This window comes from Phyllobacterium sp. GQ127 (assembly GCF_059758635.1).
In genome coordinates, this window is record NZ_JCAXDZ010000002.1 from 522573 (window position 1) to 548804 (window position 26232).

Consider the following 26232-nt stretch of genomic DNA (forward strand, 5'->3'; position numbering starts at 1 on the left):
TGGCTCACCATGAGGGAAGTTGTTGGTTGCAATAACCTCGCAAAACTTGCTCCCTGCAATCAGCTTTCTTCCTCATGGTGAGCCATCCTGAGCTTGTCGAAGGGCGAACCACGCATTCTACTAATGCAATTTGCTAACCCAATCCCTTGCCCATGGCTCTGATGAGTATGGCTGCTGAAGCGGCGCCCGGATCAATATGACCAATGGCGCGCTCGCCAAGACGGGCGGAGCGCCCCTTTGAAGCGATCATCGCCTTGGTTGCTTCTGCTCCGGCCTCGGCGGCTTTACCCGCTTTGTCCAATATTTCCGCCAATGAAGCCCCTTGTGTCTTTGCGCTCTCCACTGCCTCGGCAGCGGGCACCCATGCGTCGATCATCGTCTTGTCGCCAATTTCCGCCTTGCCGCGATCCTGAATGCCCTTCGCCATGGCGATGAAGGCATCGGCAAAGTCCGATGCAGTTAGTACGGTTTTGCCCTTAACACTTGCTCCAGCGCGCATGAAGGCTGTCGCATAAAGCGGGCCGGAGGAAGCGCCGACAGCGTTGAGAAACGACTTGGCCGCTGTGTTGAATACGGTTGTGGGATCGGCTGCGGTAATATCCGGCGCCGCGAGATTGGTTGCAACTGTCGAAAAGCCCAGATCCATGGCTATGCCGTGATCGGCATCGCCAATAACGCCATCCAGCTCGCACAAATGTGCCTTGGATTCAGCCATGGCCTTGGCGATTTCCGCAAACATGGAAATCAGATTTGCAGCGGTAATTTCGCTCATTGATCAGCCCGCCCGAAACATGGCGCAATCGCACGGATGATCGATCATCTCCTGCAATTCCGCGTCCAGATGCATGACGGTAATCGAAGCGCCGGCCATCTCCAACGAGGTGCAATAATTGCCGACAAGGCTCAAGTGCAGCGCAAGCCCGGCCTGATCCAGCCGTTTTTTCACCTGCCGCATCATGATATATAATTCCATGAGAGGCGTTGAGCCGAGCGAATTGACAATCACAGCCACGCGGTCCCCTTTCGGTGCGGCCATTTCATCCAATATCTTGTCCATCAATTCATCGGTGATGGCATCAGCCGGTTTCAGCTTTTCTTTGGAGATACCAGGCTCGCCATGGATTCCCATGCCGACTTCCATTTCATCTTCACCAAGCGTGAAATTTGGTTTGAGTGTCTGGGGGAGTGAACAGGGCGAAAGCGCCACGCCAAAGGTGAAAGTGCGGTCATTGGCCTTGCGGGCAATCCGCTCGCATTCATCAATCGGCAGCATCTTGTCGCAAGCGGCTCCGGCAGCCTTGAACACGAAGACGTTGCCGGCAACACCGCGTCGCTTGTCCCGCTGATCGGCAGGGGCTGAAGCGACATCATCGGTCGTCAGCACGGTACGAACTTCAATATCCTCCATGGCGACCATTTCTGCCGCCATGTCGAAATTCATCACGTCGCCAGCATAATTGCCATACATGTAAAGCACCCCGGCGCCATTATTGACTGCCTTGGTGCATTCGATGATCGGGTCAGGCGGCGGCGAGGCAAAGACATTGCCGATAGCGGCGGCATCAGCAAGACCCTTGCCGACAAATCCGAGAAATGATGGCTCGTGTCCCGAGCCGCCGCCGATCACCATGCCGACCTTGCCGGGGCGGGGGCCGTCCCGGGCAATAATTGAGCGGGGAGAATGATCGAGCGCAAAGACCTTTGCGGAGTGGGCGGCAAGCACCCCTTCCAGCATTTCGTCGACAGCATTGGCGCCGTCATTGATAATCTTCTTGGTCTTCACGTCGATCCTCCCAGATGCATATTCTGCCTTGTCAGGCGTCAATCATCGCAAGCTTAGCGCGGGCCTGCAATATCTGCGAGCATGCATTGGCAGCTTCCACACCCTTGATGACAAAATGATCCTTGAAGAAGGCGATATGGGCTGCCGACTCCTGGAAATTATGGGGAGTGAGAACTGCGGATAGTACGGGAATGCCGCTGTCGAGTTGAACGCGCATCATTGCATCCAGCACGGTTCCGGCAACGAAATCATGGCGATAAATACCGCCATCAACCACGAAAGCCGTGCCGAGAACGGCCGAGAATTTGCCGGTTGAGATCAATGTCTGTGCATGGAGTGGTATTTCGAGCGCGCCCGGAACGTCGAAGATTTCGACATCGGAGCGATCACCGCCAAGTGCCGCCCATTGCTCAACGAATGAGTTGACGCACTGGTCAACAATATCCGCATGCCAGCGTGCGCGGATGATGGCGATTTTAGTAGAAGGATGGGAAACAATAGTCATTTATCAGGCCTTTCAGGGTTTTGCCATTTTTCAATGATCCCTTTGGGCGAACACGCACAGATCAGACCCCACCTGTGGCGGGATCTTGCCAATGCTTGCTCTCTTTCATCCGGACTATACCGTCGGCTCCGGAATTGGACCGGATCTGCTGACCTTCCAGCGGGTGCTGGAAGCGCTCGCGGGCTTCAGGCATTTCTGCCTGCTACCGCCGGTGGGGAATTACACCCCGCCCTGAGAACGTGCAGGTTGAATATAGGCACGCCGTGGCGAAGGTCAATCCGTCCAGCGACAAGACTGACGCTAAAGGCGACGATCCGTTGAATCACCCCTTGGCATTTCTAAATCAGAGGGTCTTCGAATATTCGATCATCTGGTCCAGCACCGTGCCCCAGCCGTCATAAAAGCCCATTTCCTCGTGCCGGTCGCGCGTGGTTTGATCGCGGTGAATCGCCACGGCGGTATAGCGCGTGCCGCGTCCTTCGTCCTTGAGCAGAAGAACGGCGGTCAGGAATGGATTTTCGGCAGGGCGGTATCCAGGCAACAGGGCGTCGGTCCAGATCAAACGTTCATTTGGCACTATATCCAGATAGCAACCATAATTGATCGACTGTTCTCCATCGGGACCATTCATTACCGTGCGGAAAATCCCGCCCGGACGCAGATCAATCTCACAATCGGAAATTGTCCAGGGTTTCGGCGTAAACCACTTGCTGACATGTTCCGGCATCGTCCAGCACTTCCATACGAGCGCGCGCGGCACATCGATAGTCCGCTCCAGAACGAGATCGAGCTTTGGATCAACTTTCAAATCATAAGTCACGTGTTTTCCTCCTTGAGTGTAATCATGTAATCGTCAAGTTGATCGAGACGGCGTTCCCACAGGGTCCGTTGCTTGGACAGCCAATTCTCGGCAAGTTTCATTGGTTCGGTTTGAATGCGATAGGTTCGAACGCGTCCCTTTTTTTGCGAGTTGACCAAACCACTGCTTTCAAGCACCCGCAAATGCTCGACAAAGGACGGCAACGCCATGTTGAAAGGTTCGGCGAGTTCGCTGACCGAAGCCGGGCTGTTGACAAGCCGTTCAAGCACTTGCCGCCGCGTCGGGTCTGCCAGCGCGCGAAAAACGGCATCAACGGGAACGGGTGGAGCAGCCAGTGCGGTAGCGGTGGGCATGGATCTGCGAGTCCTCATATGTCGATTGAGCAATACTTAGGTAAAGTCCTAAGTATTGCAAGCGAAAAATATCGAAGCGCTCGTGCTGGCAACTCGTTGCTATCAGCAACCATCAATCGGGGTCGATGCAGCTATCAAATTAATTGTCTTGTCTCTGCGGCAAGCAGGGATAATGTCCGCGCATGAATTCAGGCACCGCATCTCCACTTCGCTTCGCCCTCGGCGGGCTGGTTGCTATGGCTATTGGCATGGGTATCGGTCGTTTTGTCTATACGCCTATTCTACCCGGCATGATGAGTGATCTTGGTCTTTCCGCCGGTGATGCAGGCATCATCGCCTCGGCGAATTTCCTTGGCTATCTCGTTGGTGCGATTGTTGCCGGTTACGCGTGGGCGGCAGGCATTGAGCGCAAAGTCATGCTTGGCTCGCTTGCCGCAAGCGCCGCCTTGTGCCTGGCAATGAGCCTTACGGAAAATGTGCTGCTGTTTTCTGTCATCCGCTTTCTCGCAGGCATGGCCAGCGCTTTCATGCTGGTCTTCGCCGCGACGATTGTATTCAGTCACCTCGGCGCTGCAGGCAGGTTGGATCTGCAAGCTCTGCATTTTGGCGGTGTCGGTACCGGTATCGCCTTGTCAGCTATGCTGGTGGCGCTGGTCGCATTCACCGGCTATGGCTGGCGTGCCGATTGGGTAGGCGCGGCAGTCCTTTCCACGCTTGGCTTGATCGCAGTTGCCTTGTTAATCCGCGAAGGACCGCTGCGCACCGGCGCGGACATCAAGGAACCGGCCATCGCCTGGACGGCAGAATTCATCAAGCTCAATATAGCCTATGCGCTGTTCGGCATTGGCTATGTCATCACCGCAACCTTCATCATGGCCATTGTCCGGGCCAATGAGGGCAGCGCCTCGACAGAAGCTTTCGTGTGGCTTTGCACCGGCTTTGCGGGCATATTCTCAGTCTGGATCTGGAACCCCGTGCTGCGCCGCGCCGGTCCCTTTACATCCCTTGCTTTCAGCCTGCTTGCACTGGCCGGTGGTGTTGCAGGCAGCGTCATCCTGCCATCTCCCATTGGCCCACTTATCGGGGGCTTGCTGTTAGGTCTCACGATCATGGTCATTACCGCCTTCGTGTTTCAGGCAGGGCGTCAGCTCGTACCGCAATCCCCACGCCGGATGATGGCGATCACAACGGCAGCCTTTGGTATCGGACAGATCGTTGGACCTTTGATTGCCGGTTATCTTGCCGATATCAGCGGTAATTTCACCTCATCCACGCTGCTAGCAGCAGCGGGGCTGGTGATTGGCTCATTCTTTGCATTTTCTGCGGGTCGGAAAGTGGCGGGCTGATCCAAACGGCATTTCTATATTGCGTGGTTCGACAAGCTCACCATGAGGAGGGCGGGTGATTGCAGGGAGGGTTGCATTTGCGATGTAGCTGAAACATTGATGATAAGCTTGCAACCCACCCACTTTCCTCATGGTGAGCTTGTCGAACCACGCATAACGCGAATGCCGCTGGACAGCTTTCGGAATTCGAAGTGCATTCTTCAAACATGCAATAGCTGTCAAGAACACCCATCATTACGGTAATTTAATTACGCCAACTCACGGTTTGCCCTATTCGTGCTGGAAAACTTGTGCAACTCGTAGCACTGCGATTTGCATAGTTTTTACGAGGGTCACGACGGTGTTCGTTTCATTTTTTCCCAAGCCCAAGCTGTTTTTTACATTGGCCATACTGTGGGCGCTTGCGGCCATATTTTTCTGGTATTTTGGTGGAGAGCAGCTTGGCGCTTATTTCGGCCTGCCGCCAGCTGCACCTGACGCGCCGCCTATCGTGGGTATAGGTCTATTTGTGTCCCCACCGTTCCTATGGTTTTACATCTATTATACGGTATTCACATTAGTATTTTATGCTTTCTGGGCGGCCTACAGCCCCCATCCATGGCAAAACTGGTCTATTTTGGGATCAGCTCTAATCATATTCGCTACTTATTTCTCTGTTCAGGTAAGTGTCGCGTTCAATGTTTGGTATGGGCCATATTATGATTTGATACAGGCAGCCCTCGCCAAGACCAGACCAGTAACCGCACAAGAGCTTTACATGGGACTGGTCGATATATCCGGCATCGCATTCGTGGCCGTTACTATTGGCGCTATAAACGGATTTTTCATCAGCCATTATATCTTTCGCTGGCGAACGGCTATGAACCGCTTCTACATGGAGCATTGGGACAAGCTCCGGCATATTGAAGGGGCATCACAACGCGTTCAGGACGATACAATGCGTTTCTCGACGACAGTGGAGAGTCTCGGAGTCAGTCTGGTCCGGTCATTCATGACTCTAATTGCCTTTTTGCCCATACTTTTTGTTCTCTCGAAAGAGGTAACGAAATTGCCGGTCTTTGGTGAAGTGCCCTACGCACTCGTCGTGGCAGCCGTCGGATGGGCCGTGTTCGGTACAGTCTTTTTGGCGATTGCGGGCTATAAACTACCGGGGCTTGAATTCAAAAACCAACGTGTCGAAGCTGCCTATCGTAAAGAGTTGGTCTATGGTGAGGATCATGCAGACAGGGCGCAGCCGCCTACGGTTGCGCAACTCTTTGCGAATGTGAGAAAAAACTACTTCACACTTTATTTTCATACCCTTTATTTCAATGTGGCTCGTATCTTCTACCTTCAGGCCGATAACATCGTTTCGACCCTAATTCTTATTCCATCTATCGCCGCAGGTAAGCTTAGTTTGGGGCTGATGACACAAATTCAGAATGTGTTCGGACAAGTGAGTACTTCTTTCCAGTATCTCGTAAATTCCTGGACAGTCATTGTGGAGCTGATTTCGATTTACAAACGACTTCGGGCATTTGAAGCAGTCATTTATAATGAACCGTTACCGGCTATAGATGAGCATTATTTGCAGACGCAAACAGAGGTATAAGTCCATTTAAAGGGCGGTGGCTAAGTTCCGCCGCCCTTTTGCGGCTGTGCCAGATCCGGTGCCGAAGCTGCCTCCACACTGCCGGTTTCTTTCAGATAATCGCTATAGGTCGTGCAGCGTACGTCGGCTTTCGTACACACCTCGGCAGTAAAGCGCTCCAGCGCGCGCCAATAGGCATCGCCATTCATCAATGTGAAATGTAGTCCGATCTGGAAAGGAATGCGTTTGCCCTGATATTGCCGCTCAAACGCGCCTTTAAATGCCTCATAGGCCCGATTCTCAAACTCGCCCATGTGGTCTGTACGCTCGAAGCCGCCGGAGTGACGTACGAACATATTATAATCCATGGCAATGACGGGCCGGTTCTGAGGTCCTTCGGCGATTGTCGGTAGGCCAAACTGGTAAAGTCCACCCGCATACAGCGGCAAAGCGGGACCTTTGGAAACGCCGCTGCCATCAAAGGTGAAGCCTTGATCTTTCAAAGCAGCAATCAGGGCCGGGCTTTCTGAAAGATAAGGCGCGCGAAAGCCGCGAATCTCCTTTGCAACGAAATTCTTCCAGCCTTCCGGTTCGGGAGAGTTGCCATATTTTGTCCAGGCATCGCTCAACACTTGTCGATAGGTGACAAGCTCACTTTCCCATTCGGCCTTGGTCCAGTTCTTGCCATCGAAATGGCCGCAGGCATGGCTGCCAATCTCATGGCCTTCATTGCGCGCCCGCCAGATATTATCGAGACGCTTTGCAATATCTTCTTTTGAAGAGGCAAAGCCAATATTGGAACGGCCAGAAGCTTTGCCCGGTGCCTGATAGCTCTTGCGGTCGGAATGATCGATCAGAAAGACGCAGGAGAGAAAATAGGTAAATTTGGCGTTGGAACGCTGCGCAAGATTAAATGCACGGTCCCAAAGTGCATTGCTACCGGCATTGTCAAATGAGATCAGCACATATTGTGGTTTTACACCAATAGAGCCGCGTAGTCCGGTCGCACCATCAGCATAAGCAGGCGAAGCCATTGCAAAAGCTGCCGATGCGGCAACGATCCGGGTAAAAATTTGCATGATGTCAGGTCAGCTCCACAGGGAGCACTGTCGCTACAGGTCAATTGTGGCGATGATCGGACGCGGCGATCCACCGCAATGCTTTACGTTGGAACCATTCTAATCACCCTGTAGAGTGCCGTTACAAAAGGGGACAAGCCATGCTGGTCATGATTATCGGAATCATCATTTTTCTGGGAATACATTCAGTGCGCATTGTCGCGCCGCGCTGGCGGCTTGCCAAGATGGAGCAGTGGGGAGAAGGCAAATGGAAAGGCCTTTATTCTCTGGTGTCTGTCGTCGGCCTTGCCCTGTTGGTTTGGGGCTTTGGCATGGCCCGGCTGGAGGCACCGATACTCTACGAACCTCCGGTCTGGATGAAACACATCACCTTGCTGCTGATGCTGTTTGCCTTCGTCTTTCTTGGCGTTTTCATTGCAAAGCCCGGCCGTATCAAGCCCGCGCTGAAGCACCCCATGTTGATATCCATCAAGACCTGGGCGCTCGCGCATCTTCTGGCCAATGGCGATCTTGCTTCGCTTATCCTGTTTTTGTCCTTTCTTGCCTGGGCGGTGTTTGATCGTATCGCGCTCAAGCGTCAGGCGCGCGCTGGGCTTGCCCCTGCAGTCATTACGCCCGGACCCGTGACCAATGATGTCATCGCCATTGTCATTGGCCTTGTGCTTTACGTCCTGTTTATCTGGAAATTGCACGTTCTTTTGATCGGTGTTTCACCAATGTGACGGCTAATTTAAGCAAGCCCCTTACATCGCGCGCAGTTTCCGACTAAAAGCCCCCTGAACTCCTTGCGTGACTGCCCATGGCCGTCGCGCGATAACTATTCATGAGGCACCATGACTGACGACGGCTTTTTCCGTGAAGTAAATGAGGAACTGCGCTCCGATAAGATGCGGGCGTTCTGGGCGCGCTATAGCACTTTGCTAATAGGCGGCGTTGTCGCGATCGTCATCGGTACCGCTGGTTTTGCCTTTTACGAATACTGGACTGAAAGAGAAGCTTCAAAGTCCGGCGATCAATTCCTGGCAGCGCTTAACCTTGTCCGTGATGGCAAGAATGACGAAGCCCTGAAGACCCTCGATCAGCTTGAAAAAGATGGTTATGGCGCTTATCCGGTGTTGGCTCGCATGCGCGCCGCCGGTGTGATTGCGCAAAAGGGTGATCTTGCCGGTGCAGTTGCTGCCTTCGACAAGGTTTCTGCTGACACATCCGTGCCGCAGGCCATTCGTGATCTGGCAAAGCTGCGTGCCGCCCTCATTCTGGTGGATACGGGTTCTTATGATGATGTGGCAAGCCGTGTTGAAGCGCTGTCGTCGGATAGCAACCCGATGCGCCACTCCGCGCGTGAGGCTCTTGGTCTTGCTGCCTGGAAAGCCGGTCGCGGTGCTGATGCAACCAAACTCTTCAAGCAGATTTCCGATGATCAGGCGGCTCCCGCCAATATACGTCAGTTTGCTGATACAATGCTGGACATGCTTAAAAGCACTGGCGCCACGCCCGCTGCGGCCGCTGGCTAATTAAGAATTAGGAATATTAAGCCGATGAGCTTTACCCTTGCAATTATCGGCCGTCCGAATGTCGGAAAGTCCACTCTGTTCAACCGTCTGGTCGGTAGGAAAATCGCGCTCGTCGACGATCTCCCCGGTGTTACCCGCGATCGCCGCGTCAATGCGGCCAAGCTCTACGATTTGAGATTCGATGTCATCGATACGGCGGGTCTTGAAGAGGTCGCATCCGATTCGCTCGAAGGCCGCATGCGCGCCCAGACGGAGCTTGCCATTGGTGAAGCCGATCTCATTCTTTTCCTTGTCGATGCCAAAGCGGGTGTGACGCCAACAGACGTTACCTTTGCCGATCTTGTCCGCCGTTCAGGCAAGCCGGTTATTCTCGTTGCCAACAAAGCCGAAGCACGCGGCGCCGAATCCGGCATGTATGACAGTTATCAGCTCGGACTTGGCGAACCATGCCCGATTTCTGCCGAGCATGGTCAGGGCTTTCCGGATCTGCGCGACGCCATTGTCGAGACCATGGGTGAAGAGCGGGTCTTCCCGGACGAGTATCTGCCTGTCGATGCCAATGCAGATGATTCCGTCGCTGTAACCATCCCGGCTACGCCGCGCGGTATGGATGATCTGATCGGCGATGATATTGACGATCCGGACGCCGAAGACATTCCGAGCTATGATTCGTCAAAGCCGCTGCGCATCGCCATTGTCGGGCGTCCAAATGCCGGCAAGTCGACGCTGGTCAATACGATGCTTGGCGAGGACCGTCTGCTGACAGGTCCGGAAGCTGGCATTACGCGCGATTCCATCTCGGTCGATTGGGAGTGGAATGGCCGCAAGATCAAGCTTTTTGACACGGCAGGTCTGCGCCGCAAGTCGCGCGTTCAGGGCAAGCTGGAAAAGCTTTCCGTGGGCGATGCGCTGCGCGCCATTCGCTTCGCCGAGGTCGTCATTATCGTCCTCGACGCGACAATTCCTTTTGAGAAGCAGGATTTGCAGATTGCCGATCTGATCATTCGTGAGGGCCGCGCGCCGATCATCGCTTTCAACAAGTGGGATCTCGTCGAAAATCGCCAGATGGTTCTGGCCGATTTGCGTGAGAAGACCGAAAGGCTTTTGCCGCAGGTTCGCGGTATTCGCGCCGTGCCGATCTCGGGTGAGCGCAATCAGGGTATCGACAAGCTCATGGCCGCTGTCGCCTCGACTGACGAAATCTGGAATCGCCGTATTTCCACCGGTCGACTCAATCGCTGGCTGGAAGGGGTACTTGCCCATCATCCGCCCCCCGCCGTGGCGGGTCGCCGCCTGAAGATCAAATATATAACGCAGGTCAAGACACGCCCGCCGGGTTTTGTCATTTCATGCTCGCGTCCCGACGCGTTCCCCACCTCCTATGTCCGCTACCTTGCCAATGGCATCCGTGAAACCTTTGATATTCATGGCGTGCCTATCCGGCTTGTATTGCGCACATCGGACAATCCCTTTGCGGGCCGGGCGAAGAAAAAGCGCTAAGGCTGGTAGTTTTCCGTGGCACGAGGAGTTGCTCAAGCCACGGAAACTTTAACAACACATCGTTTCAGCGGCCTTCGTTAACTCTCCATCAAGGTTAATGCTTCATTTTTATGACCATAGTGTTCGGTCGTGAGTGTGGGGTATCGGCGTGCGTTTCTATAAGGTTTTGCGGGATTCCAGTGCCCGCCGCAAAGGCCAGCCATTTTCAAAACAGGCAAATCGCAAATATCTAGGTCCAGTCCTTATTGGTGCAGCGATATATTTGTTGTCTCCGACAGTGGTTGCCTATCAGGATATGGCAAGCCTGCTTTCCGGGTCCGAATCAGGGCAGGGGCGCTGGTCGTCTTACTTGGAAAAATCTCCGGCAGGCTCCGTACAAAAGGCAAATATGTCCTTTGTGGACAGGATAGCCACCGGATCAATTCCCGCCAGCGGCGCCAATGCACCGGGAATAGGCTCAGTGGCCATCAATGGCTCGAGCAAGGCATTGGGCGCCACTCCTGACGAGGCACGTATCAACCGGGCGGAAAAGCAGGGGCGTATTGTTTCGATCAGCAAGAAAGCGCCACCAAAAGCTTTCAGCGCCGGATCGATATTGCAACGTCAAAGCATGATCATCCGACCGACGCATGGCATTGAAGTCGATATGGCTTTTGCCAAGCCAAAAATCGCGGGCAAGGAAATCGAGATCGCTCTTGCGTTTCACAATCGCTCGCCTGAGAAAATCGAGCCGGACGCTCCGATGCTGGCAAGCCTGATCAATAATGACAAGCCCGATGTGCTTGCCCTTGGTTATGCTCCGGCTGCTCCCGATTATTCGAAAACATCACCGTTTGATTCCATTCTTGCCGAACCAAACCAGGCAGGCCGCTTCATTCCGCAACTTGGAAAAGGCGATCATGATTGGCTGGCTACTCCCTTGCCTCCGATTGTCTTCACTGCTGCGGAGCAAAAATGCCTGGCAACGGGCATTTATTTTGAGGCAAGAAGCGAGAGTGTAAAAGGCCAGGCTGCGGTGGCGCAGGTTATTCTCAACCGCGTGCGAAATCCTGCCTATCCGAAAACAATCTGTAACGTCGTTTATCAGAATGATGACTGGATCAATCGCTGCCAGTTCTCGTTTGCCTGTGAAGGCCGCAAGCTGCATGTAACCGAACCCAAGCAGTGGAAAGTCGCGCAGGAAATCGCCATGGCTGTTACTTCGGGCCGTATATTCCTACCCGAAATTGGTTCGGCCACGCATTATCATGCGACCTACGTGCGGGCAAATTGGGCCCATACAATGAAGCGCATCGATAAAATCGGGCAGCATATTTTCTACCGCACTTATGGCGGCGGCTGGATTTAGACCGCTTGGAAATCGCCAAAACAATGATATAAATGTTTCTGGAGTGGAGAATGAGCTTTCGCTCATCCTCCGTTTCTCATTTATGAAAATGAACCCGGAACGTTAGCGTCCAGCCTGTCCGGGTTCTTTTCATGATGAGCGTGAAGCTAAATGGCTTGTACCACATAGATTCACCTCCAGTTTTGAGAGCAAGGCCCTTTCCAAGGTCGGAGAGGCCAATCTTCTCCGATGCACTGGCTGGTTCGGTGCTTCCGCTTTTGCTCCCAAATTCCTGTGTTTGACCCGTCTCGATCTATTCTTTGAAATCGTGCAACCCGCAAGAAATGCAGGGTTGAAACTGCGTGGATCAATATCCCCGTGCCGCATTTTGCACTTTCAATACCATTTACAAACTCGCAGGTTAGGCATATAGTTGTATGATGCAACTATATTTACGAGCCACACAATGAGTATCCTCCCGGACACTGCTCAAATACGGAATTCTTCTAGGCGCATTGTTCGAGAGTTAGGTTTTATGCGCCCGACCCTTGCGGGAACGAATCTCGCTCCATCCTCCGTTCATGCACTCATCGAGATTGGCAGAAATGATAAGCTGACCGCTGCCGAATTATGCGCTGTACTCGACCTTGAAAAATCCAGTGTTAGCCGAATGGTGCGCAAGCTTGTTTTGTCGGGCGAACTGATTGAACAGCCTAATGGGCAGGACGCCAGGTCCAAGGTGCTTTCCTTGACCAGCAAGGGGCATAATACGCTCGCCGCGATCAATGCCTTTGCCGATGATGTGGTGTCCTCTGCGCTGGGTAGTCACTCCGCTGCTGTGCAGGAAAAGGTGCGGGATGGACTTGCAGCCTATGCTGATGCGCTGGAACAGCGGCGCGCAGGCAAGGTGCCGCAATCGTCGCCGGCACTCTCCATCCAAAGTGGATATCAGCCGGGTATTATTGGACGGTGTGCCGAGATGCATGGCTGCTACTATGCTCGAACAAATAGTTTCGGTCATTTTTTCGAAGGCAAGGTTGCCACTGGCATCGCAGAATTTTCCGGGCGATTGGAGCGGCCTGTCAATCAGATTTGGGCAGCGGTAGATGTGGAAAAAATCGTCGGTACGGTGGCGATTGACGGCGAAGATCTCGGAAATAATGTGGCTCATCTGCGCTGGTTCATTATGGAGGATGGTTATCGCGGCGCCGGCATTGGCAGGCAATTGCTGAATAAAGCGATCTCGTTTTGCATCGAGCAACGGTTTTCCGAAATACAGCTTTGGACGTTCAAGGGATTGGATGCCGCACGGCGCCTATACGAGGCGCACGGTTTTGTTCTTGTAGAAGAGGAGCCCGGTGGGCAGTGGGGTAAAGAAGTGCTCGAGCAGCGGTTTGTACGCAAAATCGTAGGGGCGTAGGCAATTGGCGGCCCCGAACCATTGGAGCAGCGATAGTTTGCACCGATGGGCCCGAAGGCGACGCGCAAAACTGGTCAGGTATTTGATACGACGCTTCTGGTTCCGGTTAATGGGGAGTTCCCCCTGTTATTGCCTTCGAAGCCCTTCAAAAACTATAACCATGGAACCTCCTAACTAGCTGAATTGCGCAATCTGTATCCACAGCCAAACGCCAGATTCGCATGCAAAATTGTCACTCAGTGATGAGCAGGAAAGTCATATTTACCTAAGGCATTGAATTCTAGTAAAAAAATTACCTTGGAGAGTCGTGACTCTTCGCCTTGACTAGCGAGGATCAGGACAATATGTTGCGCGCGACTTCGAAGCGGGGATGAAGCCTCGCATTCAGTGTGTAAAGGACATGCCATTGGCAACGGGTAACGATCCCGATAAGTCAGGTTCTGTCGGTGACACGCCGGGTGCTGGCGGGGGACTAACTTCGGAAGAGCTGGAGCTTCGGCGCCGCAATCTGGAAGCAAAACTTGTTTCCAAGGGTGCAGCCCGTAAAGCCGGTTCACAAGACAAGGGGACGGAAACCGCCTCCGGTGTCGCGCAGGCCATGAAATTGTCGAGCGAATTTATCGCCGGCGTTCTGGTTGGTGCGGGGTTGGGCTGGTTAGCTGACCGATTTTTGGGTACATCGCCATGGGGGCTCATCATACTGCTCCTGCTGGGCTTTTGTGCTGGAACGCTGAATATCCTGCGCTCTGCAGGACGTGTGGCGGAAAACAGTGGGCTGGATTTCACTAAGAAATCCGACCATGAAAAACCGGAATAGGGCTCATCGAGCACCGTTCGTGAGAACAGAATTAGAGACGAGGTAATAGTGTCCAACGATCCGATTCATCAATTCCACATTTCGCAATGGGTTCCCTTGCATGTGGGCGGCGTTGATCTGTCCTTCACCAATTCCTCTGCCTTTATGGTTGCCACAGTTGGCGTTGCCTCGGCATTTCTTTACCTTACATCGTCAAACCGTGGCCTTATCCCGACCCGTCTTCAGTCGGTTTCAGAGATGGCCTATGAATTCGTCGCATCAACATTGCGAGAATCGGCAGGCAGCGCGGGAATGAAGTTCTTTCCCTTCGTGTTCTCGCTCTTCATGTTCGTGCTCGTTGCCAATATGCTTGGCATGTTCCCATACTTCTTCACCATCACCAGCCAGATCATCGTGACCTTTGCGCTTGCGGTTCTGGTCATCGGAACAGTGCTTGTTTATGGCTTTGCCAAACACGGTTTCAAGTTCCTCGGGGTCTTTGTGCCCTCGGGTGTGCCCGGGCCGCTCTTGCTGCTCGTTGTTCCAATCGAAATTATCTCTTTCCTTTCCCGTCCGATCAGCCTTTCGGTTCGTTTGTTCGCCAACATGCTTGCTGGCCACATCACGCTGAAGGTGTTTGCCGGCTTCGTGGCTTCGCTCAGCGCATTCGGCGCAGTGGGAATTGGCGGCGCAATTCTGCCGCTGGCCATGACTGTGGCATTAACGGGTCTGGAATTCCTGGTGGCTTTCCTTCAGGCCTACGTCTTCACCGTGCTTACCTGCATGTATTTGAACGACGCAGTTCATCCCGGCGGTCACTAAAAAGTTCACCGGCGGATGTCCGCCTAACGCAAATCTATTCTAACGATCTACCCTCAAGGAGTTTAATATGGATCCCGTAGCAGCAAAGTACATCGGTGCAGGTCTGGCTTGTTTTGGTATGGCCGGTACGGCTCTTGGCCTTGGCAACATTTTCGGCAGCTATCTTTCCGGTGCATTGCGCAACCCATCAGCAGCTGATGGCCAGTTCGGCCGTCTGGTATTCGGCTTCGCCGTTACTGAAGCTCTGGGCATCTTCTCGTTGCTCATCGCTCTTCTGCTTCTCTTCGCTGTATAATAACGGCTTACGATATTGGCTGCGTCCGGTCGTTATTCGGACCAACGCAGCCAGTATGATTTGAAGTTCAATCAAGGGGACAACGCATGTTCGTGTCTTCGGCTAATGCCGCATCCACAACAGATACAATAGTCGCTCAGAGCGAAGCACCGGCCCATACCGAAACGGTTGCGCCCGGAACAACGCCTGATGCACATGCTCCGGCAGATCCGACAGCGGGAACGCATTCGGAAACCGGTCATGCCAAAGCCGTGTTCCCTCCCTTTGATTCCAACCATTTCGCTTCACAGCTTCTTTGGTTGGCAATCACATTTGCAGTTTTCTATGTTTTCCTGTCCCGCGTGGTTCTCCCGCGTATCGGTGGTATCATCGAAACGAGGCGTGACCGTATCGCTACTGATCTAGATCAGGCGGCGCGGATGAAACAGGAGTCTGATGAGGCTCTGGCCGCCTATACCCAGGAACTCGCCGACGCAAAGAACAAAGCCGGCGCAATTGCGCAGGAAGCGCGTGATCAGGCAAAGGCGAAAGCCGACGCCGAACAGGCCGAAATTTCCGCAGCTCTCGAAAAGAAGCTGAGTGACGCTGAAGCCAGCATTGCCACGATCAAGAACAAGGCTATGCAGGAAGTCGGCTCCATCGCTGAAGATACAGCCGCTGAAATCGTCAAGAAGCTGTTTGGCGGTGCCGTCGACAAGCCCGCAATCTCCGCTGCTGTCAAAGCAGTGCGAGGCTAAGGAGAAACGTCATGGAATTGGATGCAACCTTTTATGCCCTCGTTGGCCTTATCATCTTCCTGGCGCTTATCGTCTACTTGAAGGTTCCAGGTGTCGTTGGTAAATCCCTTGACGCCCGTGCAGACAAGATTCGCGACGAGCTTGAAGAAGCCCGCCGCCTGCGTGAAGAAGCGCAATCGCTGCTGGCTGAATATCAGCGCAAGCGTAAGGAAGCCGAAAAGGAAGCTGGTGAGATCGTTGCCATAGCGCAGCGTGAAGCACATGGCCTCCTTGAGGAAGCCAAGAAGAAGACTGAGGATTATGTTGCCCGTCGCAACAAGCTTGCCGAGCAGAAAATCGCTCAGGCAGAGGTTGAAGCTGTCAACGAGGTTCGCGCTTCGGCTGTAGATATCGCAATTGCTGCTGCCAGCAAGATTTTGTCGGAAAAGGTGGATGCCAAAACATCTGCCGATCTCTTCAAAACATCGCTTTCGGAAGTCAAATCCCGGTTGAACTAAAAAGCAGATTATATAAACGAATTTTAGTAAAGCCGCTTTTTAGCGGCTTTTTTTTGTGCGAAGCATAATGCTCGATATGCAAACCAAATTTCGTTACGATGAGCGAAATATCGAGAAAAAATCAGAATAATTCCCAAAAAACACGGATTTTTGCCGAAAAATTGCAAGTACAAATTGCAGTTTAGTTGCATGCGGTTGAACTAAGCGATCCCCGGCATGTAAAAACCCGATCTATATCGGGAATTGTGAGGGGATGGAGTTAGAGCATTTCTGCGGCTCTGGTGTGAGCGAAACGTGCTTTATCCATCGGGCTTCACCCTCGTCCTATGGAACATCGGCCTTGCTGAACCCCTCGACCTTGTTCGCGAATCCCTCCGGCAGGGAAACAGAGCTTGCTCTAGGCTTGCCGTTCTTTCAAAGGCGAGAAACTGAAGCGGTGCAAGCCGACGACAGGACCGTGTGCCTCCATCGCGTTGCGATGGATTTCAGTTCCGTAACCCGCATGGGATTCCAGTCCATAGAGAGGATAATATTTGCCAGTCTGGCTCATCATTCTGTCTCGCGTTACCTTGGCAAGTATGGATGCCGCGGCAATGGAAACGGAGCGTTGATCTCCTTTGATCATCGCCGTTGCAGGGCAGAGCAGCCCGGGAGCGATGTCCCGGCCATCAATCAGCGCATGATGAGGAATAATCGCAAGACCGCGTGTCGCACGGCGCATGGCTTCAAGCGAAGCCTTCAGGATATTAGTCGCATCAATTGCTGGCGCCGAAATGCTGGAAATAGAGCAGGCTAAGGCGGTTTTGGTAATGATATCAAACAGTTCTTCACGGCGTTTTGCCGTCAGACGCTTTGAATCATCAAGACCATCAGGAATTTTCTTTGGATCAAGAATGACCGCAGCCGCAACGACTGGCCCTGCCAGAGGCCCTCTGCCTGCCTCGTCAATACCGGCCACAAACTGGACACCGGAGCGCATGAGCTTCTTTTCACTGGCAAAGTCGGGCTTGTCAGCGGGCAAGGAAAGCAGCAGAGAATCAGAACGTAATCGAGACATCTTGCGGCGACTCTCGCATCCGTCCTGATTCTCTGCAAGTCCCCGGGTAGCAGATGGGGCAAAGCTACCCAGGGTAACCATCAGGCGGGGATGGGGATCGCACCTGATGGAAGAGCGTGTCTAAAACAAGGATAACTGCTCGTTTCCGGGCGTTGGCTCGAACAGGTCGGTGCGCAGGCGTCTCTTGTTAATGTTGATTCCGAGCCGCTTTGCAGCAATTTCAAAACGCCGCCCGATCTGCCAGGCATAGGGGCCATCACCCCGCATGCGCTTGCCCCATTCGGCATCATAATCCTTGCCATCGCGCATGGAACGAACAAGCGAAAGCACATGCCGGTAGCGATCGGGATAATTTCGAAGCAGCCACTCCTTGAAAAGCGGGCTGACCTCAAGCGGCAAACGAAGCAGAACATATCCAGCTTCCAGCGCACCCATGGCACGGGCACTATCGAGAATCCGTTCGATCTCATGATCGTTCAACCCGGGAATGACGGGAGCCACCATGACACCAACAGGCACGCCTGCATCGGAAAGACTGCGCAGGGCTTGCAGTCTGCGCGTAGGCGTTGAAGCCCGGGGCTCCATCGTGCGCGCCAGCTTTCCATCAAGGGTCGTCACTGAAAGACAAACCTTGGCGAGGCCCTTCTCAGCCATGCGCGCCAGAATGTCCTGATCCCGCATAACCAACGCGGATTTTGTAACGATTCCAACGGGATGTTGATGAGCCTCCAGAACCTGAAGAATATCGCGCATAATGCGCCATTTCTTCTCGATGGGCTGATAGGGATCGGTATTTGTGCCGATGGCGATTGTCTTTGCAGTATAACCTGGCTTGGACAATTCCCTGTCCAGCATCTTTGCTGCATCAGGCTTGGCAAAGAGTTTTGATTCAAAATCAAGTCCGGCGGACAATCCCATATAGCTGTGTGTCGGGCGGGCAAAGCAATAGATGCAACCATGCTCGCAACCGCGATAAGGGTTGATTGACCTGTCGAAACTTATATCAGGCGAGTCATTGCGTGTGATGATTGTCCGGGGCTTTTCGAGTTGTACGTCAGTCTTGAATGGTGGTAGATCTTCAATTGTTTCCCAACCATCATCATAGACATGGCGGCTTTCCGCCTCGAAACGGCCAGTGGGATTCATACCCGCGCCCCTGCCGCGTCTGCGTTCGCTGTCTATGCGCAAACCAGCATCTTCAATCAATGCGTTGGCATGTTGTGCTCGGCCGCTTCCGAAAGCAGCCTTATCAGCCTGCACTACAATGTTCATCTGCATTCTCCCTGCCAGGGTGGTACCGATTCGGTGGCACCTTCGAGCGTGAATCTATTCCTATCAAATAATGAGAACAAATCAAGAACAATTTAGGTAAAAGGATGGATGGAAATTCTAGTCACATTGATATATTGGCTAGGTATGATTTCCGTCCTGATTGAAACCCATAATTCAGACGAATTGTTAGCCAGAACCCTTGCCGGGCTGGTCGGTGGAGCCGTCGAAGGGCTTCTCAGCGACGTGATTATTGTCGATTACGGATCGTCGGATCAGACCCACCGCGTGGCTGATGCCGCTGGCTGTATCTTTCTGCAGGACCAGACATTGATTGATGGGTTCCGGCGGGCACGCAGCGAATGGTTTTTGCTGGTGGAACCCGGAGCAAGATTGCTCGATGGATGGATTGAGCCGGTCGCTGTTCACGTCGAGCGCTCCCAAGGCCCGGCCTGCTTCTCTTGCTCCCATGTTCACCGTAAGCCGCTGTTTAACAGGCTATTTTCAAAACGCAGCCCCATTGCCGATGGCCTGTTGATCTCCAAGCGGCAGGCAATGGCCTTATTGAAGCCGGAAAAGAAGGCGGCTGATCTGGCCCGTGGTTTGGCGATGAAACGTTTACGCGCGGAAATCATTCCAGCAGCTTAGCTCTTACCACCGCGTTTCAAATGTTCATCGAGCCGAGGCATGATCTCGACAAAATTACAGGGCATGTGACGATAATCGAGCTGGTATTGCAGAATATTATCCCAGGCATCCTTGCATGCGCCGGGAGATCCCGGCAGCACAAAGACGAAAGTGGCGTTTAACACTCCACCCGTTGCTCGTGACTGAATCGTGGACGTGCCGATTTTGTCATAGGAAACCCTGTGAAAAATGGTAGAAAATCCGTCCATCCGCTTTTCGAATATGGGCTCGAGTGCTTCCGGTGTCACGTCGCGGCCAGTGAAACCCGTGCCTCCGGTGGTGATGATGACGTCAATCTCGTCATCCTTTGACCAGGAAATGACACGCTCACGAATTTTTGTAACATCGTCTGTCACAATGTCTCTGGCCGCCAATATATGGCCTGCCGCTGTGATGCGCTCGGCAAGCGTTTTGCCCGATTTATCATCATCAAGCGAGCGTGTGTCTGACACCGTAAGGACAGCGATTTTGACCGGAACGAAAGTGCGTGATGAATTGTCGGCCAAGGTCAGTTTTCTCCTTCGCCGCTATCTGTCTTGACCACAAACCACAATGGATAGGCATTGCTTATCAGAGATGCGGCAGCAGATGCGGCCTCATCGGTGTCATAAATCGCAAAGCAGGTAGCGCCCGAACCTGACATTCGGGCCAGACGCGGCGATGTAGAATATAGCGCGTCCATGGTGTCGCCAATAATGGGGAGCAGTTCGACCGTGGCAGCATACAAATGATTGTCCGTCTGTTCAAGATAGGCGCAGACATCGTTCACGCTGCCGAACCTTGGCAAGTTGGGCAATCCCGGATTGTTTCGCTTTTTCAAGGCGCCAAAGACCTGTGGCGTCGACACGGCGGCGCCATTGTTGACCAAAACCATTGGCAGGCGCGGGATAGCTGTGACCGCCTCCAGTTCTTCGCCGATACCGCGAGCAATCAAGGGCCTTCCATGCAGGCACATGGGCAGGTCTGCGCCCATTGCCAACCCAATATTATTGAGATCGACAGGATCAATATTGATGTTCCAGAGCGAGACCAGCGCTTTCAAGGTTGAAGCAGCATCGCTTGAGCCACCGCCAACACCAGAGGCGATGGGCAAGTGTTTTTCCAGTTCGATTGAAACAGGAAAAGCCCGGTCCGGAAATTCTGCACGCAGCCTGTCCCGGGCTTTTAAAACAAGATTGGAAGCGTCGGCAGGTAAGGAATGTCCATAAGGTCCTGTTATGCGAAATGAATCCGCGCTGCTGCGTGCGATGCTTATTCGGTCACCATAACCTGCAAAAACCACCAATGTATCCAGGAGATGATATCCATCGTCCCGTTGGCCGGTAATATGCAGTGCCAGATTGATCTTGGCAGGCGCAATCAGGCTGATCGCTTGATCAAGACTGTCAAGCATCTCGGTCAGTCTTTACGCAAGCGGTATTCACCAGTTTCCGGATCCTGGACCAAAGTGCCTTGAGAGCGGTTCTGGACTTCTTTTTCCGCTTCGCGAACACGCTTTGATACACGCTGGGCTTCGCGTTTGAACGAACGATAGCCGTAATAGGCGGCAATACCGATAAGCAGAAAAAAGATGAGTTGTGGCATCGTCCTAGACCCCGAAAATGACAGGCACCGATATTTTCGTAATCATAACACGGTGCGTCGCTCTTGCCAAAATACACACAAGGTTAAAGGCCAAAACGTGACCAAAGCGCCCGTTCTTCTGCAGCATTGACAATGCCTTCGGCAAAACCCGCCCCTATTCCACCAAATCCGATTTCAGCAGAAGGGAGTTTGCGACCAAACAATCCCCGTGGCGGGGCTATAAGTTTGAGTTTGGTCTTAGGGCCATATTGAGATTGCAAATGTGATCGCATATCGCCCAACCCGTCAATCAGGCCAAGTTCCAATCCGCGTATCCCTGTCCAGAACAGCCCTGTAAACAGGTCTGGATTGTCACTGAGCTTTTCACCGCGCCGTTCCTTTACCAGATTGATAAAGGTCTCGTGAATCTCCAATTGCAGCGCTTTGAGATGCTCAATATCCTGCTTGTTTTCCGGCTTGAACGGGTCAAGGGTTGACTTGTTCGAACCGGCGGTATGAACACGCCGCTCAACGCCAATTTTCTTGATCAGTTCGGTAAAGCCAAAACTTGCCGAAACAACGCCGATCGAGCCGACAATGGATGAGGGGTCAGCGACGATCTCGTCGCCCGCAACTGCAATCATGTAACCGCCGGAGGCTGCGACATCCTCAACGAAAACATGAACCTTCTTGTTCTTTTCCGCCGCCAGATCACGAATACGCCGATAGATCAGTCGCGACTGAACAGGCGAGCCGCCGGGAGAATTGATCGAAATCGCAACGGCTGGAGCATCTTTATCGCTAAAGGCTTCTTCAAGCATGCCGGCTGTAGAACTGAGCGACAGGTCATTACGAAAGCGGCTGCTTCCCGCCATGATCGTACCATGCAAGCGTACCACTGGGATTTCGATATGGTCTGGGCGCCAACGGCGGGGCAATAACTTGCGGATAAATCGAGCCAAGCGGGTCTCCTTTACGTGCTCATCTCAAGACCATGTAAGCGGTGCAGAGAAAATCACAATGGTCCCAAAGTCTAAAACAGCGAAGCGACTCCGTTATTGATCGCTATTGCGCGCTCGGTGAAATCATTGCCGGTTTCATGGTGCATCACCAAGGGAGGATGAAAGGTAAGCCCCGCGCGGCTGCCTTTTACACCTTTAATGATGATCCTGATCGCCGCCTCTTGAGGTCTGGGCTGGACAGGAACGATAATGAGCCCGCCAAAGCGCCTTTGCAAAGCTGTCAGCAGGTCAAGCATGGACGCTGGCCGCGCGATAATGGCGATTGATCCGCCGGGTTTGACGATGGAAGCGGCGGTTTTAATCCATTTTTCCAACATACCATCGGTCATGACATGAGCTTCCGCTTTCAAAGCATCCGGCGTTGCGCGGTCCTTTGCCTCGTTGAAAGGCGGATTCATGATGGCAAAATCGAAAAAGTTGTCATGGATTCCGGCAGCCATGCGCGTTTTGCCCATAGCTGTTACATCAGCCTGAACAATATCGCACCGGCCTGAGAACAGGTGGTTCTCTGGTAAAGCCAGAGACAAGCGGGCGCACTGCGCCATGAGTTCGGATCGCTCGATAAGAGTTGCACTGGCTTTGCCGCAGCGGGAAAGAACCGCAAGACCAGCAGCCCCAGCCCCGGCACCCAGATCTGCGATACGACCGCTGAATTCATTGGGCACTACGCTCGCCAACACCATGGCATCTACGCCGGAGCGATGACCTTTGGCAGAGGGTTGAATGAGGCGGAAACGACCGCGATGGAAAGCGTCGATCGTATGAGGGATATCCAGAACAGACATGAACTAGCCGCGAAGCTCCTGCTCGATTCCCGCGTCTGTCAGCAACTGGCGCGCCTCTTTTTCAAATTCTGAATCGACCATCACGCGCCGGGCGAGAACACCAAGCGACCCTTCAAGTACGCTCATATTGGCATCAGCGATAAAATATTTGATCTGTGCATCTTTCAATAATGATTCGACGAATGAAATCAGAACAGGGTCGTTGAGGCGCATTATTTCGATCATCTGAACTACCGTTTCGAAAGGGATGGGGCGAAGGGCCACTGGCTTTATCACGAATTTGTGGCCTGTACCAATTCTGCGCGCCAATTCGCCGCTTGCGGGTTATAGGCAGTCAAAATAAGGTGTCGCCGCATTGCAGCGCCGCGCATCTTGCAAGATTTTACCGGGCGTAGTGATATTTTGATTTGGCTCGCAATCCTTTCTGAAGATCAAATCTGGTCCTCGGAATCAGGCGCAAGGCCAAGACAGTAGGAGTTTCATTTTGGGCGTTGTTGTCAGTCTTGAAGAGAAGAAAAGCAGTTCTGGGTCGGTTCAGCCCCTGGTCGATTTGACCAAGGCGGATATGGGGCGGGTCAATGAACTGATTTTGTCTAAAGCAGGATCTGATGTTGAAATGATCCCCGAAGTTGCCAATCACCTCATTTCCTCAGGTGGCAAGCGTTTGCGCCCAATGATCACACTGGCTGCCGCACGTATGTTCGGCTATGAGGGCGATGGCCATGTGAAGCTGGCGACCAGCGTTGAATTCATGCATACCGCTACGCTGCTTCACGACGACGTGGTGGATGAGAGCGATCTGCGCCGTGGAAAAAGTACTGCGCGAATGATCTGGGGCAATCAGGCAAGCGTTCTCGTTGGCGACTTCCTGCTTGGTCAAGCCTTTAAAATGATGGTGGAAGTTGGTTCGCTGGAAGCACTGGATGTGCTCGCTACCTCTGCATCGGTCATTGCTGAAGGCGAAGTGATGCAGCTTTCGGCGGCAAAAAACCTTGAAACGACTGAAGACGAATATCTTGCCGTCATCAAAGCGAAGACTGCGGCGCTCTTCTCTGCTGCTGCGGAAGTGGGGCCGATAATTGCCGCTGCGTCGAAGACCGATCGGCAGGCGCTACGTTCATATGGCCTCAATCTCGGACTTGCCTTTCAGCTTGTCGACGACGCGTTGGATTATGGTGGCAATGCCAAAGATCTAGGCAAGAATACCGGCGATGATTTCCGTGAGGGCAAGATCACGCTTCCAGTCGTCCTTACCTATCGTCGGGGTAGCTCGGAAGAGCGGCAATTCTGGAAGGAAGCGCTTGAAAACGGCGTTAATGACGACAAGGGCTTGGAAAAAGCCAAGGGCTTGATGACTCGCTATGGTGCATTGAGCGACACGATCCAGCGAGCAAGGCACTTTGGCGGAATAGCACGTGACGCGTTGGCTCCGCTGGACCACTCGCCGCAGAAGGATGCCTTGCTGGAGGTAATCGATTTCTGCATCAGCCGGGTAAATTGAAGCCCGCTAGATAAGGGGTGCAAGCTAACCCCGTGCTAGTCTTTGGGAAAACTTGAGCGAAAACCGTAAAAAGGCCATGGTTCACTTGAGGATTCGCAGTATCGTTTCAAATTAGGCAGTAAAGAGGAATTTGTCATGCAGCGCAGTAAAATGCTCGGCTCGATTGTAGGAGCTACACTGGCTGCCATGATAGGCGGTGCGATCCCCGCAGCAGCGACCACGACACAGACGCCAGTCATAAATACCGGAAACCTGTCGGGCGCTTTTCTTTCAGCTCGGACTGCAGAGCGCGACAATGATTTTGATAGCGCCATAGCGTTTTATCGGCAGGCACTGACCTATGATCCCAAAAATACGGAGCTGCGTCAAAGCCTCCTGCTTGTTCTTTTGACGAACGGCCAGTTCAAGGAAGCATTGCCGCTGGCTGCCGAGTTGAAGGCTGTGCCTGAAATAGAGCGTTTCTCGCGTCTGGCGCTTGGAATTGATGCTCTCAACAAGAAACAATACCGCCAGGTCGAAACATTGATGATGCTGTCGCTCCAGTCTGATCTGGATCGTATGGTGACTGGACTGATTGCAGCTTTTGCCAAAGCTGGTGCCGGCAAGCCCAACGAGGCTTTGGCAATGATTGACAAGTTGAAGGGGCCGGAAGGCTTCACGCTTTTCAAGGCCTATAGTTCGGCGCTGATTGCGGACATGGCGGGTCAGAAGAAAAAGGCGGCAGAGTTTTATCAAAGCGCCCTGGACAACAAGGCCAATATAGCTGCTGCTCCTGACACGTATGAGCGCTTGGTCGAGGCATATGCTTCGTTCAAAATTCGCAATGGTGACAAGCCAGGCGCTGAAGCACTGGTCAAGGAAGCAATTGATGTTCTGTCGGGACGCATGGTTCTTGTCGAATTTGCCAAGCAGATAGCGAGCGCAAAAACGATCAAACCTCTGATTGAGACCCCGCAACAGGGGGCATCCGAGGTATTATATGTCGTTGCGACAGCAATCGATAATGGTGGCGCGGAAGCCTTTTCGAAATTATATCTGCAAATGTCCCTGCCACTTCGCCCGGACCATGATGCTACCCTTTATCAACTGGGTGATCTGAGTGCGAAGCTTGAACAGCCGGAGAAAGCAATCGAGTATTTTGGCAAAATTGCCAAGGATTCCGCCTATCGGCGCGATGCCGAAATGCAGCTTGCGATTAATCTCGCCGTTCTGAAACGAAATGACGAAGCTATCAAGCATCTTGGTGTTTTGCTTGAAAGCAATCCGGAAGACATGCGTACATATCTGGCTATTGGCAGCATTTACGCCCAGGATAAAAATTTCAAGCAGGCAGCTGAAACCTACGACAAGGCCGTTGCCGTTTTAAAGCAGCCTACCCGAAATGACTGGACGATCTTCTATCAGCGTGGAATTTCCTATGAGCGCCTGAAGGAATGGGACAAGGCGGAGCCGAATTTCCTGAAAGCGCTGGAACTCTACCCCGATCAGCCACAGGTCCTGAACTATCTTGGATATTCGTGGATTGATATGAATATCAAGCTCGAACAGGGGCTGGATTTGATCAAGAAAGCCGTAGCAGCAAGGCCACAGGACGGCTATATCGTCGATTCATTGGGCTGGGCCTATTATCGTTTGGGCCGGTACGATGAAGCCGTCACTCAGCTTGAGCAGGCAGTAAAACTGCGCGCCGAAGATGCTACAATCAATGATCACCTTGGTGATGCTTACTGGCGTGCGGGCCGCAAGCTTGAGGCGACTTTCCAATGGGCGCATGCGCGCGATTCCAAGCCTGAGCCTGAAGATCTGGTCAAGATCGAGGAAAAGCTGAAAAACGGACTTCCAGAAGAAAAGAATCCCGGTGTGGCAAAGAACGGCGTTCAGGTACCTGAGCCACCAACGCCGCCAGCTCCGGCTCCAGCACCCGACAAGAAGGGCTGATTTCTTCGTTCCACTTGACCGGTCTGTATGCACGTCTTAGAGCATG

The 26232-nt window shown here is 53.0% G+C and carries 29 protein-coding genes and 1 riboswitch; of the genes, 15 read left to right on the forward strand and 14 right to left on the reverse strand.

What is annotated here, in order from left to right; genetic code table 11:
- Positions 1-133: 133 nt before the first annotated feature.
- The 5 genes from dhaL to AC6CHM_RS10885 form a co-directional block, all read right to left on the reverse strand.
- A complete protein-coding gene (gene dhaL, locus AC6CHM_RS10865; protein WP_337353673.1) occupies positions 134-772 on the reverse strand; it encodes a dihydroxyacetone kinase subunit DhaL in 639 nt (212 codons plus the stop codon).
- A gap of 3 nt (positions 773-775) precedes the next feature.
- Positions 776-1783: a dihydroxyacetone kinase subunit DhaK gene (locus AC6CHM_RS10870; protein ID WP_307283185.1), complete on the reverse strand. Its 1008-nt coding sequence runs from the start codon at positions 1781-1783 to the stop codon at positions 776-778.
- Positions 1784-1814: 31 nt separating this feature from the next.
- A complete protein-coding gene (locus AC6CHM_RS10875; protein WP_115052168.1) occupies positions 1815-2288 on the reverse strand; it encodes a 6,7-dimethyl-8-ribityllumazine synthase in 474 nt (157 codons plus the stop codon).
- Between the two features lie 93 nt (positions 2289-2381).
- Positions 2382-2531: riboswitch (FMN riboswitch) on the reverse strand.
- 100 nt (positions 2532-2631) lie between these two features.
- Positions 2632-3108, reverse strand: coding sequence for an SRPBCC family protein (locus AC6CHM_RS10880; RefSeq protein ID WP_498173153.1), 477 nt, complete (start codon positions 3106-3108; stop codon positions 2632-2634).
- On the reverse strand, positions 3105-3461 hold the full coding sequence (locus AC6CHM_RS10885; protein WP_498173155.1) for an ArsR/SmtB family transcription factor: 357 nt from the start codon (positions 3459-3461) through the stop codon (positions 3105-3107). Before AC6CHM_RS10885 ends, AC6CHM_RS10880 begins: the two co-directional genes overlap by 4 nt.
- 182 nt (positions 3462-3643) lie before the next feature.
- Between AC6CHM_RS10885 and AC6CHM_RS10890 the strand changes: the two genes are divergently transcribed.
- Both AC6CHM_RS10890 and sbmA read left to right on the forward strand, forming a co-directional pair.
- Complete coding sequence (locus AC6CHM_RS10890; protein WP_115052165.1) at positions 3644-4807, forward strand: YbfB/YjiJ family MFS transporter; 1164 nt, start codon at positions 3644-3646, stop codon at positions 4805-4807.
- 340 nt (positions 4808-5147) lie between these two features.
- Positions 5148-6398 (forward strand): peptide antibiotic transporter SbmA, encoded by a 1251-nt coding sequence (gene sbmA, locus AC6CHM_RS10895; protein WP_354346873.1) that lies wholly within the window; start codon positions 5148-5150, stop codon positions 6396-6398.
- Between the two features lie 20 nt (positions 6399-6418).
- Here the strand turns inward: sbmA and AC6CHM_RS10900 are convergent, their stop codons facing one another.
- Positions 6419-7456, reverse strand: a complete 1038-nt coding sequence (locus AC6CHM_RS10900; protein WP_498173158.1) for a polysaccharide deacetylase family protein — start codon at positions 7454-7456, stop codon at positions 6419-6421.
- 140 nt (positions 7457-7596) lie between these two features.
- Between AC6CHM_RS10900 and AC6CHM_RS10905 the strand changes: the two genes are divergently transcribed.
- From AC6CHM_RS10905 to AC6CHM_RS10950, 10 genes are all read left to right on the forward strand, one after another.
- Positions 7597-8178, forward strand: a complete 582-nt coding sequence (locus AC6CHM_RS10905) for an NnrU family protein (RefSeq protein ID WP_115052162.1) — start codon at positions 7597-7599, stop codon at positions 8176-8178.
- 111 nt (positions 8179-8289) lie between these two features.
- Positions 8290-8970: a tetratricopeptide repeat protein gene (locus tag AC6CHM_RS10910; protein ID WP_307283208.1), complete on the forward strand. Its 681-nt coding sequence runs from the start codon at positions 8290-8292 to the stop codon at positions 8968-8970.
- 24 nt (positions 8971-8994) lie between these two features.
- Complete coding sequence (der, locus tag AC6CHM_RS10915; RefSeq protein ID WP_115052160.1) at positions 8995-10470, forward strand: ribosome biogenesis GTPase Der; 1476 nt, start codon at positions 8995-8997, stop codon at positions 10468-10470.
- 148 nt (positions 10471-10618) lie between these two features.
- On the forward strand, positions 10619-11818 hold the full coding sequence (locus AC6CHM_RS10920; RefSeq protein ID WP_498173160.1) for a cell wall hydrolase: 1200 nt from the start codon (positions 10619-10621) through the stop codon (positions 11816-11818).
- 514 nt (positions 11819-12332) lie between these two features.
- Positions 12333-13217 (forward strand): bifunctional helix-turn-helix transcriptional regulator/GNAT family N-acetyltransferase, encoded by an 885-nt coding sequence (locus tag AC6CHM_RS10925; RefSeq protein WP_498173161.1) that lies wholly within the window; start codon positions 12333-12335, stop codon positions 13215-13217.
- Positions 13218-13623: 406 nt separating this feature from the next.
- Positions 13624-14034: an AtpZ/AtpI family protein gene (locus AC6CHM_RS10930; RefSeq protein WP_307283218.1), complete on the forward strand. Its 411-nt coding sequence runs from the start codon at positions 13624-13626 to the stop codon at positions 14032-14034.
- A gap of 48 nt (positions 14035-14082) precedes the next feature.
- On the forward strand, positions 14083-14835 hold the full coding sequence (locus AC6CHM_RS10935) for a F0F1 ATP synthase subunit A (protein WP_115052157.1): 753 nt from the start codon (positions 14083-14085) through the stop codon (positions 14833-14835).
- Positions 14836-14902: 67 nt separating this feature from the next.
- Positions 14903-15130: a F0F1 ATP synthase subunit C gene (locus AC6CHM_RS10940; protein ID WP_008125314.1), complete on the forward strand. Its 228-nt coding sequence runs from the start codon at positions 14903-14905 to the stop codon at positions 15128-15130.
- Positions 15131-15216: 86 nt separating this feature from the next.
- Positions 15217-15867 (forward strand): F0F1 ATP synthase subunit B, encoded by a 651-nt coding sequence (locus AC6CHM_RS10945; RefSeq protein WP_115052156.1) that lies wholly within the window; start codon positions 15217-15219, stop codon positions 15865-15867.
- 11 nt (positions 15868-15878) lie between these two features.
- Complete coding sequence (locus tag AC6CHM_RS10950) at positions 15879-16364, forward strand: F0F1 ATP synthase subunit B (protein WP_115052155.1); 486 nt, start codon at positions 15879-15881, stop codon at positions 16362-16364.
- Positions 16365-16761: 397 nt separating this feature from the next.
- Here AC6CHM_RS10950 and rnhB read toward each other — a convergent pair whose 3' ends face one another.
- A complete protein-coding gene (rnhB, locus tag AC6CHM_RS10955) occupies positions 16762-17421 on the reverse strand; it encodes a ribonuclease HII (protein ID WP_498173164.1) in 660 nt (219 codons plus the stop codon).
- Between the two features lie 120 nt (positions 17422-17541).
- On the reverse strand, positions 17542-18699 hold the full coding sequence (locus tag AC6CHM_RS10960) for a PA0069 family radical SAM protein (RefSeq protein WP_498173165.1): 1158 nt from the start codon (positions 18697-18699) through the stop codon (positions 17542-17544).
- Between the two features lie 102 nt (positions 18700-18801).
- Between AC6CHM_RS10960 and AC6CHM_RS10965 the strand changes: the two genes are divergently transcribed.
- Positions 18802-19338 (forward strand): glycosyltransferase family 2 protein, encoded by a 537-nt coding sequence (locus AC6CHM_RS10965; RefSeq protein WP_115052152.1) that lies wholly within the window; start codon positions 18802-18804, stop codon positions 19336-19338.
- On the opposite strand, the gene moaB is transcribed toward AC6CHM_RS10965, so the two are convergent.
- The 6 genes from moaB to AC6CHM_RS10995 all read right to left on the reverse strand — a co-directional run bounded on the left by moaB (position 19335) and on the right by AC6CHM_RS10995 (position 22972).
- The gene (gene moaB / locus AC6CHM_RS10970; protein WP_307283244.1) at positions 19335-19883 is read right to left on the reverse strand and encodes a molybdenum cofactor biosynthesis protein B; all 549 of its coding nucleotides are present in this window, start codon (positions 19881-19883) and stop codon (positions 19335-19337) included. The two genes, AC6CHM_RS10965 and moaB, sit on opposite strands and share 4 nt — an antisense overlap.
- A gap of 2 nt (positions 19884-19885) precedes the next feature.
- Positions 19886-20770, reverse strand: coding sequence for a 4-(cytidine 5'-diphospho)-2-C-methyl-D-erythritol kinase (locus AC6CHM_RS10975; protein ID WP_440806881.1), 885 nt, complete (start codon positions 20768-20770; stop codon positions 19886-19888).
- A 5-nt stretch (positions 20771-20775) separates the two neighbouring features.
- The gene (locus AC6CHM_RS10980) at positions 20776-20961 is read right to left on the reverse strand and encodes a hypothetical protein (RefSeq protein ID WP_115052149.1); all 186 of its coding nucleotides are present in this window, start codon (positions 20959-20961) and stop codon (positions 20776-20778) included.
- Positions 20962-21044: 83 nt separating this feature from the next.
- Complete coding sequence (locus tag AC6CHM_RS10985) at positions 21045-21902, reverse strand: S49 family peptidase (RefSeq protein ID WP_498173167.1); 858 nt, start codon at positions 21900-21902, stop codon at positions 21045-21047.
- 71 nt (positions 21903-21973) lie between these two features.
- The gene (locus AC6CHM_RS10990; protein ID WP_115052147.1) at positions 21974-22747 is read right to left on the reverse strand and encodes a methyltransferase; all 774 of its coding nucleotides are present in this window, start codon (positions 22745-22747) and stop codon (positions 21974-21976) included.
- A 3-nt stretch (positions 22748-22750) separates the two neighbouring features.
- On the reverse strand, positions 22751-22972 hold the full coding sequence (locus AC6CHM_RS10995; RefSeq protein WP_115052215.1) for a putative signal transducing protein: 222 nt from the start codon (positions 22970-22972) through the stop codon (positions 22751-22753).
- 259 nt (positions 22973-23231) lie between these two features.
- On the opposite strand from AC6CHM_RS10995, the gene AC6CHM_RS11000 reads away from it, so the two are divergent.
- Positions 23232-24248 (forward strand): polyprenyl synthetase family protein, encoded by a 1017-nt coding sequence (locus tag AC6CHM_RS11000; protein ID WP_307283260.1) that lies wholly within the window; start codon positions 23232-23234, stop codon positions 24246-24248.
- 135 nt (positions 24249-24383) lie between these two features.
- A complete protein-coding gene (locus AC6CHM_RS11005; RefSeq protein ID WP_440806873.1) occupies positions 24384-26186 on the forward strand; it encodes a tetratricopeptide repeat protein in 1803 nt (600 codons plus the stop codon).
- Positions 26187-26232: the final 46 nt, after the last annotated feature.